This window comes from Cryobacterium sp. TMB3-10 (genome assembly GCF_004402305.1).
In the GTDB taxonomy this organism is placed as follows: Bacteria; Actinomycetota; Actinomycetes; order Actinomycetales; family Microbacteriaceae; genus Cryobacterium; species Cryobacterium zongtaii.
The window spans coordinates 48,869-66,791 of record NZ_SOGH01000024.1; the positions used below are offsets into that span (position 1 = coordinate 48,869).

General features: G+C 69.4%; 17 protein-coding genes. 8 read left to right on the top strand and 9 right to left on the bottom strand.

The window, feature by feature from the left end:
* Positions 1 to 42: 42 nt before the first annotated feature.
* Positions 43 to 1,680: a peptide chain release factor 3 gene (locus E3T22_RS13005; RefSeq protein WP_241980076.1), complete on the bottom strand. Its 1,638-nt coding sequence runs from the start codon at positions 1,678 to 1,680 to the stop codon at positions 43 to 45.
* A gap of 227 nt (positions 1,681 to 1,907) precedes the next feature.
* Between E3T22_RS13005 and E3T22_RS13010 the strand changes: the two genes are divergently transcribed.
* A complete protein-coding gene (locus E3T22_RS13010) occupies positions 1,908 to 2,870 on the top strand; it encodes an ROK family protein (protein WP_088457544.1) in 963 nt (320 codons plus the stop codon).
* On the opposite strand, the gene E3T22_RS13015 is transcribed toward E3T22_RS13010, so the two are convergent.
* The 7 genes from E3T22_RS13015 to E3T22_RS13045 all read right to left on the bottom strand — a co-directional run bounded on the left by E3T22_RS13015 (position 2,867) and on the right by E3T22_RS13045 (position 10,112).
* A complete protein-coding gene (locus E3T22_RS13015; protein ID WP_088457545.1) occupies positions 2,867 to 4,435 on the bottom strand; it encodes a glycoside hydrolase family 3 protein in 1,569 nt (522 codons plus the stop codon). The genes E3T22_RS13010 and E3T22_RS13015 overlap by 4 nt on opposite strands.
* Entirely contained in the window at positions 4,432 to 5,370 is a 939-nt protein-coding gene (locus tag E3T22_RS13020; RefSeq protein WP_088457546.1) for a carbohydrate ABC transporter permease, read from the bottom strand. The genes E3T22_RS13015 and E3T22_RS13020 overlap by 4 nt, the downstream gene beginning before the upstream one ends.
* Positions 5,367 to 6,311 carry a carbohydrate ABC transporter permease gene (locus E3T22_RS13025; protein WP_088457547.1) on the bottom strand — a complete coding sequence of 315 codons (945 nt, stop codon included), beginning with the start codon at positions 6,309 to 6,311 and terminating at the stop codon, positions 5,367 to 5,369. Before E3T22_RS13025 ends, E3T22_RS13020 begins: the two co-directional genes overlap by 4 nt.
* A 49-nt stretch (positions 6,312 to 6,360) precedes the next feature.
* Positions 6,361 to 7,713, bottom strand: coding sequence for an extracellular solute-binding protein (locus E3T22_RS13030; protein ID WP_134479547.1), 1,353 nt, complete (start codon positions 7,711 to 7,713; stop codon positions 6,361 to 6,363).
* A 69-nt stretch (positions 7,714 to 7,782) separates the two neighbouring features.
* Entirely contained in the window at positions 7,783 to 8,958 is a 1,176-nt protein-coding gene (locus E3T22_RS13035) for an ROK family transcriptional regulator (protein WP_088457549.1), read from the bottom strand.
* A 115-nt stretch (positions 8,959 to 9,073) separates the two neighbouring features.
* Complete coding sequence (locus E3T22_RS13040; protein WP_134479548.1) at positions 9,074 to 9,835, bottom strand: DNA alkylation repair protein; 762 nt, start codon at positions 9,833 to 9,835, stop codon at positions 9,074 to 9,076.
* A 28-nt stretch (positions 9,836 to 9,863) separates the two neighbouring features.
* Positions 9,864 to 10,112, bottom strand: coding sequence for a hypothetical protein (locus E3T22_RS13045; protein ID WP_133160304.1), 249 nt, complete (start codon positions 10,110 to 10,112; stop codon positions 9,864 to 9,866).
* Positions 10,113 to 10,234: 122 nt separating this feature from the next.
* Here E3T22_RS13045 and E3T22_RS13050 point away from each other — a divergent pair, with 122 nt between their 5' ends.
* From E3T22_RS13050 to E3T22_RS13075, 6 genes are all read left to right on the top strand, one after another.
* Entirely contained in the window at positions 10,235 to 10,828 is a 594-nt protein-coding gene (locus E3T22_RS13050; protein WP_088457552.1) for a helix-turn-helix domain-containing protein, read from the top strand.
* 178 nt (positions 10,829 to 11,006) lie between these two features.
* Positions 11,007 to 12,398: a DUF6421 family protein gene (locus E3T22_RS13055; protein ID WP_134479549.1), complete on the top strand. Its 1,392-nt coding sequence runs from the start codon at positions 11,007 to 11,009 to the stop codon at positions 12,396 to 12,398.
* Complete coding sequence (locus E3T22_RS13060) at positions 12,391 to 13,137, top strand: SDR family NAD(P)-dependent oxidoreductase (RefSeq protein WP_134408504.1); 747 nt, start codon at positions 12,391 to 12,393, stop codon at positions 13,135 to 13,137. The genes E3T22_RS13055 and E3T22_RS13060 overlap by 8 nt, the downstream gene beginning before the upstream one ends.
* 34 nt (positions 13,138 to 13,171) lie before the next feature.
* Complete coding sequence (locus E3T22_RS13065; RefSeq protein WP_088457555.1) at positions 13,172 to 14,578, top strand: sensor histidine kinase; 1,407 nt, start codon at positions 13,172 to 13,174, stop codon at positions 14,576 to 14,578.
* Positions 14,575 to 15,315 (top strand): response regulator transcription factor, encoded by a 741-nt coding sequence (locus tag E3T22_RS13070; protein WP_088457556.1) that lies wholly within the window; start codon positions 14,575 to 14,577, stop codon positions 15,313 to 15,315. The genes E3T22_RS13065 and E3T22_RS13070 overlap by 4 nt, the downstream gene beginning before the upstream one ends.
* A 148-nt stretch (positions 15,316 to 15,463) precedes the next feature.
* Positions 15,464 to 16,504 carry an LPXTG cell wall anchor domain-containing protein gene (locus E3T22_RS13075; RefSeq protein WP_134479550.1) on the top strand — a complete coding sequence of 347 codons (1,041 nt, stop codon included), beginning with the start codon at positions 15,464 to 15,466 and terminating at the stop codon, positions 16,502 to 16,504.
* A 190-nt stretch (positions 16,505 to 16,694) separates the two neighbouring features.
* On the opposite strand, the gene E3T22_RS19065 is transcribed toward E3T22_RS13075, so the two are convergent.
* Positions 16,695 to 16,850 carry a hypothetical protein gene (locus E3T22_RS19065; RefSeq protein ID WP_166789301.1) on the bottom strand — a complete coding sequence of 52 codons (156 nt, stop codon included), beginning with the start codon at positions 16,848 to 16,850 and terminating at the stop codon, positions 16,695 to 16,697.
* 499 nt (positions 16,851 to 17,349) lie between these two features.
* Here E3T22_RS19065 and E3T22_RS13085 point away from each other — a divergent pair, with 499 nt between their 5' ends.
* On the top strand, positions 17,350 to 17,856 hold the full coding sequence (locus tag E3T22_RS13085; RefSeq protein ID WP_088457558.1) for a universal stress protein: 507 nt from the start codon (positions 17,350 to 17,352) through the stop codon (positions 17,854 to 17,856).
* Positions 17,857 to 17,923 lie beyond the last annotated feature (67 nt).

The window sequence follows — 17,923 nt, forward strand, 5'->3', positions numbered from 1 at the left end:
GCTTCCGAGTGTAGTTCGGCGCGACGTGATGTGCGGATTGGGCTAGTACCGCACCTCGTCGATGGGGCCGCCGCCGGCGAGGTCCTCGAGCAACAGCTCGGGGTGGTCGCGCACGGTGTTGCGCAGCCGCCACGGGGTGCTGAACAGGGCCAGCAAGGTGCCGTCGCTGCGGCGGAGCACCTCCACCTGGCGGTCGTGGCCCAGGATCAGCGCGCTTTCCTTGTCGGTGCGCCGGGCCAGCTGGTACGGCAGCACGTCGCTGCGGATGGCGGCGCCGAAGTCGTGCGACATCCGCTCTTCGACGACCTCGAACTGCATCGGGCCGACGGCGCCGAGCACCGGGGCCTGGTCGCCGCGGAGGTCCGAGCGCATCACCTGGATGACACCCTCGTGGTCGAGCTGGTCGATACCGCGGCGGAACTGCTTGTGCTTACTGGTGTCGGCGGGGCGCACGGCGCGGAAGTGCGCGGGGGCGAACATCGGCAGCGGCGGGAAGGTGACCGCGGGGCTGCCCTCGTGGATGGAGTCGCCGACCCGCAAAGCGGAGGCGTTGACCAGGCCGACGATGTCGCCGGGCCAGGCCTCCTCGGCCACTTCGCGGTCCTTGCCGAACAGCTGCTGGGCGTACTTGGTGGCGAACGGCCGGCCGGTGGCGGAGTGGGTGACGACCATGCCACGGCGGAACTGGCCGGAGCAGACCCGCACGAATGCGACGTAGTCGCGGTGCGAGGAGTTCATGCCGGACTGCACCTTGAACACGAAGCCGGAGAACGGGCTGGTCACCGGGCGGTGGCCGCCGTCGGCGTCCAGGCGCGCCTCGGCAGGCGGGGCGAAGTCCACCAGGGTGTCCAGGATGTGCTGCACACCGAAGTTGAGCACCGCGGCGGAGAACAGCACCGGGGTGGTCACGCCGTCGAGGAACAGTTCCTCGTCGTGGTTCTGGCCTTCCTCGGTGAGCAGTTCGGACTCCTCGGCGGCGGCGACCCAGGCGTCACCCTCGACTGCGGCGGCCTCTTCGGCGGTGGTGCGCTCGGAGTCGGCGCGGGTGGCGCCGCCGGCGGTGCGGTTGAAGCGGATGAAGTCGCTGCTGTCCCGCTCGATCACACCGCGGAAGTCGCCCGCGATGCCCACCGGCCAGGTCAGCGGGGTGGGGATCAGGCCGGTGCGGGTGCGGATCTCGTCCATCAGGTCGAGGGCGGCGGAGCCCGGCCGGTCCCACTTGTTGATCACGGTGATGACGGGCAGGCCCCGCTGCTTGCAGACCTCGAAGAGCTTCATGGTCTGCACCTCGAGGCCCTTGCTGGCGTCGACGAGCATCACGGCGGCATCCACCGCGGAGAGCACCCTGAAGGTGTCCTCGGAGAAGTCGGCGTGGCCGGGGGTGTCGACGAGGTTGATCACGCTGTCGCGGTACTCGAACTGGATGGCGGCGGAGGTGATCGAGATGCCACGCTCCTGTTCCATGGTCATCCAGTCGGAGACGGTGCCGCGCCGGCCGGCCTTGCCGTGCGTGGCGCCGGCGGTGGTGATGGCCCGCGCGTGCAACAGCAGCGCCTCGGTGAGCGTGGACTTGCCCGCGTCGGGGTGCGAGATGACGGCGAAGGTACGCCGGCGCACGGCCTGAGCCTCGACCTCTTTCGGGGACACCTCGGTGCCCGGGGTCACGGTTGCTTCAGCCACTGCTCGGTTCCTACCTCTATATGTCTGTCAATGCGCCGCTTGCGCGCACGCGTCCTTCAAACCTAACCTGCGCGGCTGTTCACCCGCTCCCCGCTAATTGTTACCATCCTTTACAAACAGAGTCGGCGCGTGGGACAATGTCCTCACAGGCAGTTGATACAGCATGAGCACCCTCGTGGCCGGTTTCTTGCCCCGCGACACTCGCCGACCGCTGAGGAGCCCCAGCCATGACCGCCGTGACCCTCACTTCGGTTCTCGCCCAGGCCCTCCCGCTCGGCGCCGGCGAGCCGGTGATCGCCGTGGATGTGGGCGGCACCGACACCAAGGCCGCGCTCTTCGACACCTCCGGCCGGATGCTCGGACTCAGCCGCACGCCGACACCGCTGGACGGCGAGCGCACGGCCTTCTCGGTGATCGCCCGGGTGCAGGAGCTCACGCTGCAGTTCGCCGCGGATTTTCCCGCGGTGCGGCCCCGGGCGGTGGGCCTGCTCGCCCCCGGCCTCGTCGACGACGACGCGGGCATCGGCGTGCTCTCCACCAACCTGCACTGGTCCAACGTGCCCTTCAAACAACTCACCGAAGAACTCATCCACCTGCCCACCACTTTCTCGCACGATGTGCGGGCCGCCGGTGAGGCCGAGTTCAGGCTCGGCGCCGCCCGCCCCTATCGCAACGTGGTGGTGTTGGTCATCGGCACCGGGATCGCCGGGTCGCTGTTCATCAACGGCCGGGCGCACACCGGCGGCGGCTACGCGGGCGAAATCGGCCACTCGATAGTGCACCCGTCCGGTCCGCTCTGCGGCTGCGGCTCCCGGGGCTGCCTGGAGACCGTGGCCTCGGCCGGCGCGATAGTGCGCCGCTACGAAGAGGTCACCGGCATCCGGTTGAGCGGGGCCCGCGAGGCTCTGGCCCTGGCCCGCACCGGCGACCCCGCGGCGGCGCTGATCTGGAGCGAGGCACTGGATGCGCTCGCCCTGAGCATCGCCCAGCTGGCCGCGATCCTCGCCCCGGAAGCGATCGTGATCGGGGGCGGCCTGGCGCAGGCGGGCGACCAGCTGTTCGTGCCGCTGCGTGAGAGGGTGAGCGCCCTGCTCAGCTTCCACCGGCGTCCGGTGATCCTACCGGCGTCGATCGGCGAGAACGCCGGCCTGCTCGGCGGCGCGCTGCGGGCGCGCGACCTGGTGAGCTAGACCGGCTCGGCGGTCACCGGCTCGGCGGTCAGGGGCACCGCGGTCGGGGGCACCGCCGCCAGCAGCTCCAGCAGCGCCCGCCCGGCCAGCCTCGACGCACCGAAGGTGGCGATGTCGGCGTAGCGCAGGTCGTCCGACGGCCAGCCCATGTCGACCACGAGAACATCACGGCGGTCGGCGCGCAGCGTATCCACCAGGTCACGAATGAACGGATGCCGGTGGTTGTCCTTGCCGATCACGACCACGGCAGAGTCGGCCGAGAGCTCCAGCGCCCCGCTGTCCTCTGCGCTGCGTGCGAGGAGAGGCCTGGCCAGCCACACGGTCGCGAGGTCCGACTCCGGATGCGCGGCCACCTCGGCGAACGGCCCCCAGGGCGCCAAGCCCACGGCGATGTTCGTGACGGTGTCGAGGCGAACCACGGGGAAGGTCTCCGGAACCGCCGCGAGCCACCGCTTCGCGTGGTCGTTGATCGCGAAGGAGGCACGGATCCGCCCGGTATCGAAGCTGGGTTCCGGCATCGTCAGCGCGGCAGCCGGGAGCTGGATGTCCAGGGTGTCGTCGCGGATTCCGGCCGCGAGGCGGTGCACCCGGCCGGCCGCCTCGGCGAGACGGGCCTCGGTGAGGGTTCCGGCGTCGACGGCGGCCAGGATGGCGGCCTCGATCTGGTCGAGCTGCTCGGCGGTGTTCTCGGTGCCGATGCAGAGCAGGTCGCAGCCGGCGGCGAGGGCGGCGGCGGCGGCCCCCGGGATGCCCAGGATGCCGCTGGCACCCTTCATATCCAGGGCGTCGCTGACGATGACGCCGGTGAAGCCCAGTTCGGTGCGCAGCAGGCCGCCGAGCACCCGCGTCGAGAGTGTTGCGGGGTTCTCCGGATCGATTTGGGGCAGCAGGATGTGCGAGGTCATGATGGTCTTCGCGCCGGCGGTGATCGCGGCGTTGAAGGGCACCAGCTCCCGCTCGCGCAGGGTCGACGGCGGCAGGTCGACGACGGGCATGGCCAGGTGGGAGTCGAGGGCGGTGTCACCGTGGCCCGGGAAATGCTTGGGGCAGGCGGCGACCCCGGTGGACTGCAACCCGCGCACCCAGGCGGCGGAGTGCAGGCCCACCCGCACCGGGTCGACGCCGAAACTGCGCACGCCGATCACCGGGTTGTCGGGGTTGGAGTTGACGTCGGTGTCCGGCGCGAAGGTGAGGGTGCAGCCGGCCTTCCGCAGCTCCCAGCCGACCTGCCGGCCGACTTCCTCGGTGTAGCCGAGGTCGTCGATCCGGCCGAGGATGGCGTTGCCCGGATACGGCGAGCCCGAGGAGAAGTAGAGCCGGGTGACGTCGCCGCCCTCCTCGTCGATCGCGATGACCGCGAGCGGATTCGCGGCGCGGATCGAGTCGGTCAGCGCCCGCAGCTGGGCGATCGAGACGATGTTCTGCCCGAACAGGCACACGGCTCCGAGTCCGTCCTGCAGGCGCAGGCGCAACCAGTCCGGCAGCACGGTGCCCACGAAGCCCGGCATCAGGGTCGCCCGGATGTTCCTGCGCACCGGGGAGTCGTCGCCGTGGCCGCCGGTCATCCCTTGACCGCCCCGCTGACCAGTCCGCTGGTCATTCTGCCCTGCACGAAGAGGAAGAAGATGATCACCGGAATGGCCACCATGGTGGACGCCGCCATCACCTGGCCCCAGTCGGTGGCCCGGCTTGCGCTGGCCTGGATGAAGCCGCGCAGCCAGAGCGGAAGCGTCTGGCTGGAGTTGTCCTGCAACAGCACCAGGGCCACGGTGAACTCGTTCCAGGCCTGCAGGAACGCGTAGACGCCCGAGGCCACCAGGCCGGGGGCGAGGAGGGGGAAGGTGATGCGCATGAACGCCTGGGTGCGGCTCAGGCCGTCGATCATGCCCGCCTCCTCGAGGTCGGCGGGGACGCCGGCGACGAAGCCGCGCAGCATCCAGATCGTGAAGGGCACGACCGCGGCGATGTAGATGATGCTCACGCCCACGATCGAATTGAGCATGTTCAGGCTGCCCATCAGCTTGTACTGAGCGATGAAGAGCCCCTCGGCTGGGAGCATCTGGATCAGCAGCACGGCCAGGACGAACGCCTTGCGCCCGCGGAATCTGAACCGGCTGATCGCCAATGCCCCGAGGAAAGCGAAGAGCAGGCAGAACACCACGGTGATGAGGGCGATGGCCGTGCTCATGCCCAGGGCGGGCAGGAAGGTGCCGCCCGAAAAGACCGCGACGAAGTTGTCGAGGGAGCCGCCGAACGGGAGCCAGGTCGGGGTGGTGCTCTGCAGCACCACGTTGGGCAGCAGCGACGAGTTGAGCATCCAGTAGACCGGGAACACCCAGATCAGGGAGACCACGATGCCGATCACGCCCAGCGCGATCCGGCCAGGGCGGATGCGCCGGTTGCCGCCGCCGCCCTTCCGGCCGGTCGGCGGGAGGTCGGGCCGGGGCCGCGAGCCGGCCGGCGGGGCGGATGCGCCGGTGGATTGGACCGTCGAGGTCATGATTCGTCCTCCTTGAGCATGCTGCGTACGTAGAACCAGCTCAGGGCCACGGTCAGCACGAGCACGAAGATCGAGACGGCGCTGGCCATCGCGAAGTCGCTGGAGCCGACGCCGAGTTGGTAGATGTAGGTGCCGAGCAGGTTGGTCTCCGAGGCGATCGACCCGACGTCCTGCAGCAGGCGGATCTGGGTGAACACCCGCAGGTCCCAGATCACCTGCAGCAGCAGGATGATCGCGAGCACCGGCCGGATGATCGGCACGATGATGTACCGGAGCCGCTGGGCCAGCGTGGCGCCGTCCAGCTGGGCGGCCTCGAGCACCTCTGTGGACACCTGGGTGAGGCCGGCGTAGATGGAGAACGCCACGAACGGCACGCTCATCCAGACCACGATGACCATCGCCACGAAAAAGAACGACAGCGGGTTGGCCAGCCAGTTGTGGTTCTGGAAGTCCAGGCCCATACCGGTCAGAACCGAGTTCAGCACCCCCCGGCGCCAGTCGATGAGCCAGTTCCAGACCGTCATCGCCGCGACGACGGGCATCGCCCAGGCCAGCAGCAACGAGATCTGCAGGGTGATGCGCACGCTGGTGTGCACGGCGTTCATCAGCAGCGCCATCAGGGTGCCGATGGCCATGGTGACCGCGGCGGTGACCAGGCAGAAGGCCAGCGACCGAGCCACCACGGTCCACATGTACGGGTCCGTGAACAGGGTCACGTAGTTGTCGAACCAGACGAATTCCGGGGGTTGGCCGAACTGCTGGGAGAGTCCGAACCTCTGCATCGAGGTGATGAACTGCCAGACCAGCGGATAGCCGAGCGCCAGGATCAGGATGGCGCAGGCCGGGATGACCAGCAGGTACGGCGTTGATCTGCCCCTTTTTCGGGGCCTGGCCGGCCGCGGCGGATCGGCCTGGCCGAGCACGAGGTTCTGCGTGGTCACGCCGACCCTCCTTTCGTTGTTCGATTCGTCTGGTTCGACAGGCTGCCGGCTATTCGCCGTTCAGCATCGGGGTGAGCTTGTCGTCGTATTCCTTGGCGAGTGCCTTCAGGTCGGTGGAGCCCTCGATCTTGCTGAAGAACTCTTCCATCACGAGGGAGCCTTCGACCGTGGCCCAGCCGGGCGCTGCCGGGGTGAGCTTCGAGTTCGAGGCCGAGGCGATCAGCGCCTGGGCGAACTGGTCGTCGCCGAGCGAGTCCACGTAGTCGCTGTTCGCCGGGCCGAGGCCGTTCTGGCCGAGCATCATCTGGTACTCCTCCGAGTAGATGATCCTGAGGAGGCTCTTGGCCAGCTCGGGGTTCTTGCTCGTCGCAGAGATGCCGATGTTGGATCCGCCGGCGAAGACCGGGGCGGGCTTGCCGTCGTTGCCTGGCAGGGCGAAGACCGCGTTCTTGGTGTCATCCCAGGTGCGGGTGGCCTTGCCGTCGGCGTCGGTGCCGAGAGTTCCGATCGACCAGTGCGCCCAGGTGGGGGCCATGATCGTGGCGGCGGACAGTGAGGTGTTCGACGTGACGGCGCCCTCGGCATCCTTGATCTCGTCGCTGTCGTTCAGGTAGATGTACTGGTTGGAGTCCTTGGCGTCGTTGGGCGCGTTGGAGGCTGACTTGTACAGCTCCTGCAGCTGGGCGAGGCCGGTCAGGGTGTTCTCCGAGGCCAGCGTCGAGGTCCAGGTGCCGTCCTTGACGGTGGCGAGTTCGCCGTCGTTGGCGAAGATCCAGGAGATGCCGTTGCGCCAGTCCTGACCGCCGAGGTAGAAGCCGGAGAAGTCGGGGATGTTCAGCGGGTTGGCGGCGTTGATCGCGGCGACGCCGGCGTTGAACTCCTCGAGGGTGGTGGGCTGCTCGACTCCGGCTGCCGCCCAGACGTCGGCGCGGGTGAATACGGCGCGGGAGCCGAAGTAGTAGGGCAGGGCGTAGTTCTTGTCGCCCACCATGCCGGCGTCGACGAAGGACTGCAGCAGGTTGGCGCCGCCGAGCTCCTCGTACATGTCGGAGATGTCGAGGAACGCACCCACGTTGGTGAAGGTCGACGACTGGGTGTTGCCCAGCTCGGTGACATCCGGGGTGTTGTTGGCGTCCGGCAGTGAGGTCGTCAGCTTGGTGACCAGGTCACCCCAGTCCTGCTGCTGGATGTTCAGGGTGGCGCCGGTCTGTGCGGTGAATTCGGACTTCAGGTAGTCGCGCAGTTCATCGGGGGTGTCGCCGCCGGCGAGCCAGAGGGTGATGGTCTTGTCGCCGTTGTCGGTGGAGGCGTCGGTGCCTTCATCGGTGGCGGACGAACATCCCGCCAGCACGAGCGCGGACGCAGTGGCCAGCGCGGCGAGAGATGCGAGCTTTCTCTTCATGAGATATTCCTTTCGTGGATTGCCGACGTTGGCGGGCGCCACATCGTTGGTGCAGGGGAAATCCGTCGGCTAGGAAACGCCGAGTTGTGCGGAGAGAACCATGACGGCCGCGCCGCGCAGAACGATGTCCTCCCCCTGCGCGGTCATCCGCAGGGTGAGATCGCCGGTTTCGGTGGCCATGGTCCTCGACCGGAGGGTCTCGACGGTGGCCGCGGAGAGGGCGCCGTCGAGAAGTTCGGGGGGCCCGCTCAACACGATCTCGAGCAGGTTGAGGGCACCGACGACGGGGGCGAGGATGATGCCGAGCCGGCGGCCCGCCTCGGTGAGGATGTCGGAGGTGGCGCGCTCGGCATCCGCCGGGGTAGCCGCCGCGGCGGTGGCGTCATGGATCGCCGCGGTCAGCCGCGGTACGGAGAGCCAGGCCTCGAGGCAGCCGGACTTGCCGCAGGCGCACAGCGGGCCGTCGTCGGTGCCGACCACGACGTGGCCGATCTCACCGGCGGCGAAGCGCTCGCCGAAGATTGCGCGACCGCCGATCAGCAGCCCGGCGCCGACACCGTGGCCCACTTTGACCAGGAGCAGATCGTGGTCGGCGCCGCCGAAGCTGTGTTCGGCGAGCACGGCGGCGTTGGCGTCGTTGACCACCCGAACGGGCAGACCGGTCAGCTCCTGGAGCCGGGCCTGGAGCGGCTGGTCACGCCAGCCGAGGTTGGGCGCGTTGCGCACGACTCCCGCCCGGTCCACGATGCCCGGAGACCCGATTCCGACACCGAGGATCGGGGCGGTGGCCGCGGCGATGACCTGGGCGAGCAGCTCGGCGACAGTGTCGTAGGCGGCCTCGCCGCGGGCGCCGGCCAGGTCGAGTCCCGAGCTGGACAGCACCGCACCGTCAAGACTGAGCACCGCGCCGCGCAACCGGGTGTGACCGGAGAGGTCGAGTGAAACGATCTGAAACGCGGACCGGTTGATGTCGAGCAGGGTGGCGGGCTTGCCTGGACGCGGTTCCTGGCGCTGGCCCAGTTCGATGACGAGGTTCTCCCCCATCAGCTCGCTGATCAGGTCGGAGACCGTCACCCGGGTCAGGCCGGTTTCCCGGGCCAAGTCAGCGCGGCTTTGCAGGCCGGCGCGGTACAGCGTTTGCAGCACCAGGGTGCGGTTGTTCAGGCGGATATGCTCGGGCAAGACCTTCGCGGTGGGGCGGAGGGCTCGGTCCTGGATCGTCCGCGGGGCGCCGGTTGCTGTCATGTTTGTTAGTAAACCTTACGAACGAAATGCGCGCAAGGGAGAACAAACTATTGGTTGGGTTGGTTACCAAGTCGTAACGCGGCGATGCTATCCGCCGCCTGGATGCCCGCCGCGCTCAGCGGGGGAGGCCACGATAGTGCGCGCGAAGCTCGGGGCCGAGGTGCTCGATGGCGTAGCTGAGCATGGTACGGGGCATGCCGCCCGCGTGCAGGTCGAGGAAGCGGAGCAGCAGGTCCCGGTCGACGCGGGCGCCGACCTCGCGCAGCATCCAGCCCACGGCCTTGTGCATCAGCGGCTCGGGATCACCCAGCAGCCGCGCGGCCAAGTCGAGGGTGGTGGTGGCGTCGCCGCGCCGGATGAACGCCGAGGTGGCGATCACCGCCACCCGCCGTTGCCAGAGCACCTCGCTGGCGGCGAGCTCAGCCAGCAGCCCGCGCGGCCGGTCGAACAGGTACTCGCCGAGCAGCCCCGGCGCGGAGGAGTCCACCAGGTCCCAATTGTTCACCCGGCCGGCTCGCAGCTGCGCGAGATAGAACTCGGCGAGAACCCGGCGCCGGGGGTCGTCACGGGTGCGCGGGGCGCTTGCCCGGGCGAATTGCGCCTCCAGGATCAGCAGGGCGGCGAGTCGGTGCTCGTGCACCGGGCCGGCCAGGAGCAGGTCGATCTCGTGCGGCGGCAGGGTGGCGAACCGTGTGACCACCGCTCGGGTCTGCGGCACGGTGACGCCGATGAACACATCACCCTCGGCGTACTGCCCTTGCCCGGTCTGGAAGTACCGGGCGGCCCCGGTGGCGCGCTCCGGATCGGCGATCGCGGCGAGCGCCGCCCGCACCTCGGCCGCGGTGGCACTGCCCGAAACGCGCCCGGCATCCGTCATGGCAGCAGGCTAGCGCCCGGGCGGCCGATCAGCGCCGCGTGGTGCGGATCGCGCCGTAGGCGCGCATCAGCTGGGGCACCACAAGGTACACGGCGACCGGCACCACGACCACCGAGAGCACAAAGGCGCGCAGAACCGGATTCCAGTCGGTGGCGAACGGGGCAATCGCGAAGAATCCGAGCGTCACCAACGGGAAGATGGCGATCCAGGTGATCACGGCCCGCACGTGCACAGACGGGGGTGCGGCACTTCCGCGGGGAGCTGGGGGTAGTGACACTGGGTCTTCCTTTCGAGAGATGAGCGGCCGATGATCACGACCTCGTCCCCCTACAGTGCGGCCGTCGCGAAATTCCTGAAACTATCGTTGCCAAAAGTGGGACACGCTGCTTAGCTGTCCGCATGAGCAGCACTCCCCGGATCAACGACGAGCTGAGTCAGATCGCACCGCGCCTGCGCCGCGCCCGCGAAAAGAAGAACGTCACGCTGGCCGAACTCGCCACCGCAACCGGGATCTCCAAGAGCACGCTGTCCAGGCTCGAGTCCGGGCAGAGAAAGCCCAATCTCGAGCTCCTGTTGCCCATCGTGGCCGCTCTGGCGGTGCCGTTCGAGGAGATCGTCAGCCCGCCCAGGGTGCAGGACCCGCGAGTACCGCAGCGGCCCACGCGGGCGGATGGCCGCACCCTCACGCCCCTCTCACAGCACCAGGGTGAGCCCCAGGCCTTCAAGATCGTCATCCCCGCCACCGATCGGGAGCCCGCACCCCGCACCCACACCGGGTACGAGTGGATCTACGTGCTGTCCGGTCGCCTGCGGCTGATCCTCGGCGAGCACGATGTGGTCCTGGGCACGGGTGAGGCGGCGGAGTTCGACACCCGCAATCCCCACTGGTTCGGCTCCACCGGCACCGATTCGGTGGAGATCCTCTCCATGTTCGGCAAGCAGGGCGAACGCATCCACCTGCGTGCCCGGTCGACATCGGCGACGTCGAGCTAACCGTTCGGTCGGTGCAATCACGCGCCAAACCGGGCCAAGACGGCGATTCGCTGCGGAGGCTCGCATGAAAATGCCGTCAACCCCCGGTTACGCTGGGGGCGGCGCACACCGGAGCATTCCAGTTCAGTGCGCCGCACGCACGTCGCGCCCGCGGCACTCACGAGGACGGGAGGTTCCCATGTCGAATTACATTGCAGATGCACTGGTCGGTGAGCCCGAGGTTCTCGAGGACACCCTGGTCGCCGACCTGACCGGCTCGCCCGCCTGGCTGCGGCTCAAGAACGCCGCCGCCGCCCTGCAGACCGTGCAGGCTCAGGACGGTTCGATCCCCGAGGCCGGCGCCCATGCGGATTCGCAGGCGTCCGTCGCCGAGATCACCGGCGCGGTCACCGAGTTGGCGCCGCAGTTCCCGCACGATGCCGCCTACCTGGCCACCGTTGTGGTCGACTTCGACCGCTGGGCGGCCGGCGGCTTCGGCGTGCCCGACTTCTACGACTCGCTGCTGGCCTTCCAGCCGCAGCAGCACCGGGAGGACGGCATTCGGCACCTGGTGGTGTTTCCGATGTACACCCAGAACGGCAGCCCCAACCGGCTCGTCGAGGCGGTGCTCATCGAGGTGCTCTGGCCGGAGTTCGTGGCCGAGCTCGAGACCGAGTACACCAACAAGCTGTTCGTGCCCATCCGCTTTCTCGACTTCACGGCCGGGTACGACACCAACTCGGCGGTGCTCTTCCCCGAGACCGTGGCGATGCGGCAGATCCCCACGTTCACCTGGGGGGCCATCTTCGCCGACCGGGAGGCCGCGAGGTTCCGCAGGGTGGTGCGCGCCGCGGCCGAGATCACCAGGCTGGAGCTGCCCGCCGAGGCCGAGGCGCTGCTCGACGACCAGCACCTCACCGAAGAGACCTTCGTGATGTGGGACCTCATCCACGACCGCACCCACATGCGCGGCGACCTGCCCTTCGACCCGTTCATGATCAAGCAGCGGATGCCGTTCTTCCTCTATTCACTCGAGGAACTGCGCTGCGATCTCACGGCGTTCCGCGAGTCGGTGAAGATCGAACGAGACGAGGCCGCCAGCCCCGAGGCCCGCCGGCACGCGAAGCTGGTGCAGTACGCGGTCATTTTCGACCGTATCTTCAGGTTCTCGATCACCGGCAGCCGGGTGCGCAACTATGACGGCCTCGGCGGCCAGCTGCTGTTCGCCTGGCTGCACCAGCACCACGTGCTGCACTGGACCGACACCGCGCTCTCCTTCGACTGGGAGGCGGTGCCCGATGTGGTCATCGCGCTCGGCGCCCAGATCGACGAGCTCTACTGGGCGTCGATCGACCGGCCGAAGAAGGCGCACTGGCTGGCCGCCTACGAGATGCTGACGAAGACGCTCACGCCCAACCCGGCGTCGGCGTGGGCTCGTGGGCTGCCGCTCGAGGTGCTCGCCGGCGCGCCGAAGGGGTACACCGACCTCGTCCTTGACGACGAGTTCCCGCTCTCGATGTTCTTCGAGGCGCTCGACAAGAAGATGAAACCCGTCATCGAGTCGACCAGGGGCATCACGGCGGATGCGTAGGCTCACGCTGGTCGACCCGTCCGGCGATCCCGGCCAGCCGGGGGCTGCCGGGCACACCGTGCTGATCGCCGGGGCCACCAGCACCGCCGGGGTGGCCGTCGCGGCCGCCCTGGCGGGTGCCGGGGCCCGGGTGCTGGCCGTGGGCTCCAACGAGGAACGGCTGGCGCGGGTGCTCGAGGTGGCGCCTCAAGCCTCCGTCTACGTCGCTGACCTGACCGATTTTGCGGCGGTGACCGCCCTCGCCGCCACCGTGCACACCGAACACGGACCCGTCGACGGGCTCGTGCACCTGGTGGGCGGCTGGCGTGGCGGCGGCGGGCTCGACGGTCAGACCGACGAGGACTGGGACTTTTTGCACCAACGCGTCGTGCAGACGCTGCGCAACACCACTCGCGCGTTCAACGCCGATCTGCTGGCCTCGTTCACCGGCCGGCTGGCGATCGTGTCGTCGGTGTCGGTGGATGCGCCCACCCCCGGCGGCGCCAACTACGCCAGCGCCAAGGCCGCCGCCGAGACCTGGACCCGGGCTGTGGGCCACGGTTTCGCCAAGGCCGGCGACACCGCCGCGGCCGTGGTCTTCGCCGTGCGCGCCCTCGACGGACTCGAGCCCCGGCTGGCCGCCGAGGTCGTGGCCCTCTGGGACTGGCCCGCCGCGTCCCTGAACAACACCCGCCGCATCCTCACCCCCGGACCGGCAGCCCCGGCCGGCGCAACCATCGAACCTCCCCCTGGGGGCTGATTCGCCCGCGACGCGTCGGCGCTAGCGTGGGGGCATGACTGCCGAAGCCCGCACCGAACCGGTCACCGACCTGCTGGCCGACCCGCTGGCCGACGGATGGCGGCGGCCGCGCGGCCCCCGCTCCGCGTACCGGGTGGATGCCTGGGTGGCGCTGGCGCTGGCCGGCGGCACCGCCCTGAGCATCTCGCTGAGCCTCGGCACCGGGCTCATGGGCGATGCGCCGTGGTGGCAGGTAGTGATCTGGGTGGCCCTCATCGCTCTGCCGCTGGCGGCCCGCCGCCGCTGGCCGGAGGCCGTGGCACTGCTCGTCTCCCTGGTCTTCGCCGTGTCCGCCAGCATGGGCATCACCGACGGCCTCTTCTCCAACATCTGCCTCTATGTGGCCATCTACTCGGTGGGCGCGTGGAGCCACCACCGCACGATCGCCCGGTGGACGCGGCTGGGCATCATCGCGGGCATGTTCATCTGGCTGTTCTGGAGCCTCTTGGAGACCGCCAACCAGGCCACCGTCATCCCCGAACTGTCCAGGGACGGGTTCTTCTCCCCCTATGCCGCCTACGGACTGCTGCAGGTGCTGCTCAACCTGGTCTACTTCTGGGCGGCATACTACTTCGGCGGCGCCGCCTGGCACGCGGCCCGGCGCTCGGCGGCGCTCGAGGGTCTCACCCGTGAGCTCGCCACCGAACGGGAGCGCACCGCGGCCCAGGCCGTCAGTCTCGAACGGGTGCGCATCGCCCGGGAGCTCCACGACGTGGTCGCCCACCACGTGTCGTTGATGGGCGTGCAGGCCGGCGCGGCCCGGCGCATCCTGGACCGCGACCCAGCCGCGGCCGTGCGCGCGATCACGGTTATCGAGGAGAGCGCCCGCACCGCTGTGGACGAACTGAACACCATGCTCGGCGCTCTGCGTGCCGATGACGCCGACGGTGCGCAGCCCGCCCACCAGAGCACCAGCACCCGCGGTGTCGACCAGCTCGCCGAACTCGCCCAGGAGAACACCGACGCCGGGTTGCCCGTGCGGCTCCAGGTGATCGGCGAGCCCCGCCCGGTACCCGGCACCATCGGTCTCAGCCTCTACCGAATCGCCCAGGAGGCCCTGACCAACACCCGCAAGCACGCCGGTTCCGGTGCGACGGCCGACCTGCGCCTGCGGTACGAGACGGATGCCGTGGAGCTGGAGGCGACCGACACCGGTCGCGGCGTGCGCGCCCCGGCCAACCCCGCCGCCGAGCGGAGCGCCCCCGGCGGTCTCGGCCAGCAGGGCATGCGCGAGCGCGTCGCGGCCGTCGGCGGCACCCTCGAGCTGGCGAACCGGCCGCGCGGCGGCTATCTGGTGCGCGCCCGCGTTCCGCTCACCGGTCCGGCTGTGGCCACCGAGCCGCCCCTCTCCGTGCCGCCCGCCGAAATGCGGGCGCCCCAGACCGTGGAGACCGTCGAATGAGCGTGCCGATCCGGGTGCTCCTCGTTGACGACCAGGCCCTGGTGCGGGCCGGATTCCGCATCATCCTCGAGTCCGAGCCGGGCATCGTGGTGGTCGGCGAGGCCGTGGACGGCGCCGCCGCGATTCGCCAGGCCGGCGCCTTGCGGCCCGACGTGGTCTGCATGGACGTGCAGATGCCGGGCATGGACGGGCTCACCGCCACCCGCGCGATCGTGGCAGACCCGACCAGCCGCGCCGCGGTACTCGTGCTCACCACCTTCGACAGGGAGGACTACCTGTTCGCCGCCCTGCAGCACGGCGCCAGCGGGTTCCTGCTCAAGAATGCCTCGCCGGAGTCCCTCGTCGAGGCGGTGCAGGTGCTCGCCCGCGGCGACGCCCTGCTCTCCCCCGAAATCACCCGTCGGGTGATCGCCCGCTTCGCCGGCGCCTTCTCCAACTCCTCGCTTGCCGCCGCACCGGATGTCGCGCTCGCGCAGGGCGCGCACCGGCCGGAGCCGAAGGCGGTGGGCATGCTCACCGACCGGGAGCGGGAGGTTTTCGAGCTGATCGCGCTGGGCCTGGCCAACGCCGAGATCGCCGCCCGGCTGTACCTGGGCGAGGCCACGGTGAAGACCCACGTCTCGAAGGTGCTGCAGAAACTGGATTTACGCGACCGTATCCAGGCCGTGGTTTACGCCTACGAACACGGCATCGTCGTGCCGGGGGCGGCGCAGCGGCAGAGCACCAACCCGCACTGACGCGCCTGACTCACCCCCAGTCCGGGGGCAAATCCTCGGCGTCGGGGCCCGGATTCGTTGCGCGCCCGTAGCGTATGAAGGCGGTCGAGCTTTGCAGCTCCTGCCGCGCGATCCGCTTTCCAATCCTGAACTGAATGAGGCCCGAACCGTGACCACACGAACCACACAGAGTTGGACGAACCGCACGGCAGCGTTCGGCCTCGGCCTGGCCCTCATCGGGGGAATGACCCTGGTCGCCAGCCCCGCCCAGGCAGAAGAGATTCAGCCGGCTGCCGCAACGGCCTCACCCGTCCCCTCTGAAGAGGCCGTCGCCCCCGACGTCGAGCCGACGCCCGCACCGTCCGACGAGGCCACGCCCTCCCCGTCGCCCTCCGACGTTCCGACGTCCTCTCCCACTCCAGCGCCCGCAGCTCCTGAGCTCCCCGCTCTTGCGGCCGGCACCGTCACGGTCTCCGGCGAACCGATCGTGGGAAACACCCTCACGGGCACCACGACCGGCTGGCCGGCAGGAACCACCTTCACGTACCAGTGGACCGTCGGTTTCGGTTACTACGGCGGTGAGGTCGAAGGCGCCACGTCGATCAGCTACACCCTGACTTCGGCCGAGGCCAACGGCTCGATGGGTCTGGCTGTCACTGGGTCGCTCGACGGCTTCACCTCAACGACTGTGCGCGAATTCATGGAGGCAACGGTGACCCAACCCCAGAAGCCGGCCGCGGTGGCGCCCGATTCTGCCGTGCTGAGCCAGTACCTGACAGCTGCGAATGTGACAGTTGAGCCGCAGACGTCGGCTGGACTGCCGGCAGGCGCGCTCAACCCGACAAACGCCTACACGGCGAACATCACGTGGATGGAAATGAGCGACTCTTACGTCGACGTCTACGTGTACTCACAGCCGACGCTGGTGGGCAGCTTTGCGGTTGTCGACGGTGCCGTGCAGATCCCGCTGAGCGCCGCGCTGCTGCGCTCCCTCCCTGCCGGTACACACACCCTGGTGATCACCGGACAGACCTCAGGTCTGACCCAGGCCGTGGCGCTGAACGTTGCCCCGTCTGCAGTTGCTGCCGTGCGCACCGGCACCGCTCTTGCCGAGACCGGCGCCTCAGTGACCGGTCCGCTGACAGCCGCGGCGGTGCTCCTCATGCTCGGTGCCGTACTGGTCGTGCGTCGCCGTCGCGTGACCGCCTAACCAGCACAACCAGCGAAGGGGCGCGGCCAGTCGGCCGCGCCCCTGTGTCATGTCCTGCCGGTGCCCCTCCTCCACAGGCGGGCTTGTGACGGCCCTTCCACAGCCGCTTTGCGCCGCCTGGGAGTGTCGGTGGTGGGTGGTTCACTGTTCCTCTGGCCACCTCAGCTGCCACACCCGGAGATAACCCCGATCACACCTCGGACCCCGCGGTGGATGCCGCGGTGGATCCCATCGCGGCGACGATCAGAGCGGTCATCGACCCGCTGATCGACCCCGCCGACGCCGGCTTCGCCAAGCGCCGGGTGGTGCCGAGCCCCGACGCCGACGGGATGGCGTGGCTGAACACCTACCTCAAAGCCGAAGACGCTCAGGCGATCTGCGACCGGCTCAGCCACCTCGCCACCACTTCCGACACCGACACCGCGGCGCCCGGGGCCGACGCGGCCGGCACCGATGCGGCCGTCCCACCCCGCGCCCGCCGACATGCGCCGCTACCTCGACGCCCGCGACCAAACCTGCCAAGACCTACACCTCAGCCTCCGCCAACACCGACCCCACCCACACCGACCCCACCAGCTTCGACACCACCAGCTACGACAGCCGCCCGCCCGGCCCCAGCAACTCGGCGGCCACGCCAACGGCCTCGGCACCAGCGCCAATCCCGTATCAGGCGCTCGGCGTCCGGGACGGTTCCGCTTGATCCGCAGCCGGCGCCGGCGCCGGTTCGAACCCAGCCCGCGTCCGAGGACCCGCCGCCGTTCTGAGCCGGGTATCCCCGCTAGGGTCGAGGCAGAGCCCGGCACCGGGGGAACGGCGCCGGAGTCCTGCGTCGCGAAGGAGCAGCCATGGTGCGCACACACCCGCCCGTTGTCGTCGGTGTCACGGCGGGCCAGCCAGATGCCGTGCTCCTGGCCGCATCGGAATTCGCCGCCCAATTCGGTGCCGAGCTGATCTGCGCCTCGGTGGACCCGAGTCGCTTCATGCTCGAGGAGCTGCCAGACGGCAGCATGACGAGCGCCTCCTTCGACCCGGACTCGTTTGAGCAGGCGGCCGCCGAGTTCGACCCCGGCCTGCGCGCCCAGATCGAACGGGTGCTGGCCGGCCGCGGGGTCGGCTGGTCGACCCGGGCCCTCGCCGGCGAGCCCGCTAGGGCGCTCGGCCATCTCGCCGGCACCGTGCGGGCCATGATGATCGTCGTCGGGTCCCGCGAACCCACCGTGCGGCACACGCTCCGGTCCTTCTTCACCGGATCGGTGGCCGTGCGCCTCGCCCACGGCCAGCAACGTCCGGTCATCATCATCCCGCTCAACCCGATTCCCTTCGGCACCGAACTACCCTGGGACGAAGAGTAGGGCCGAGCGCCTCACCCTGTGGGCGGAGGCAGGCACTCACCCCGCAGGCGGATGCGGCCACGGCCCC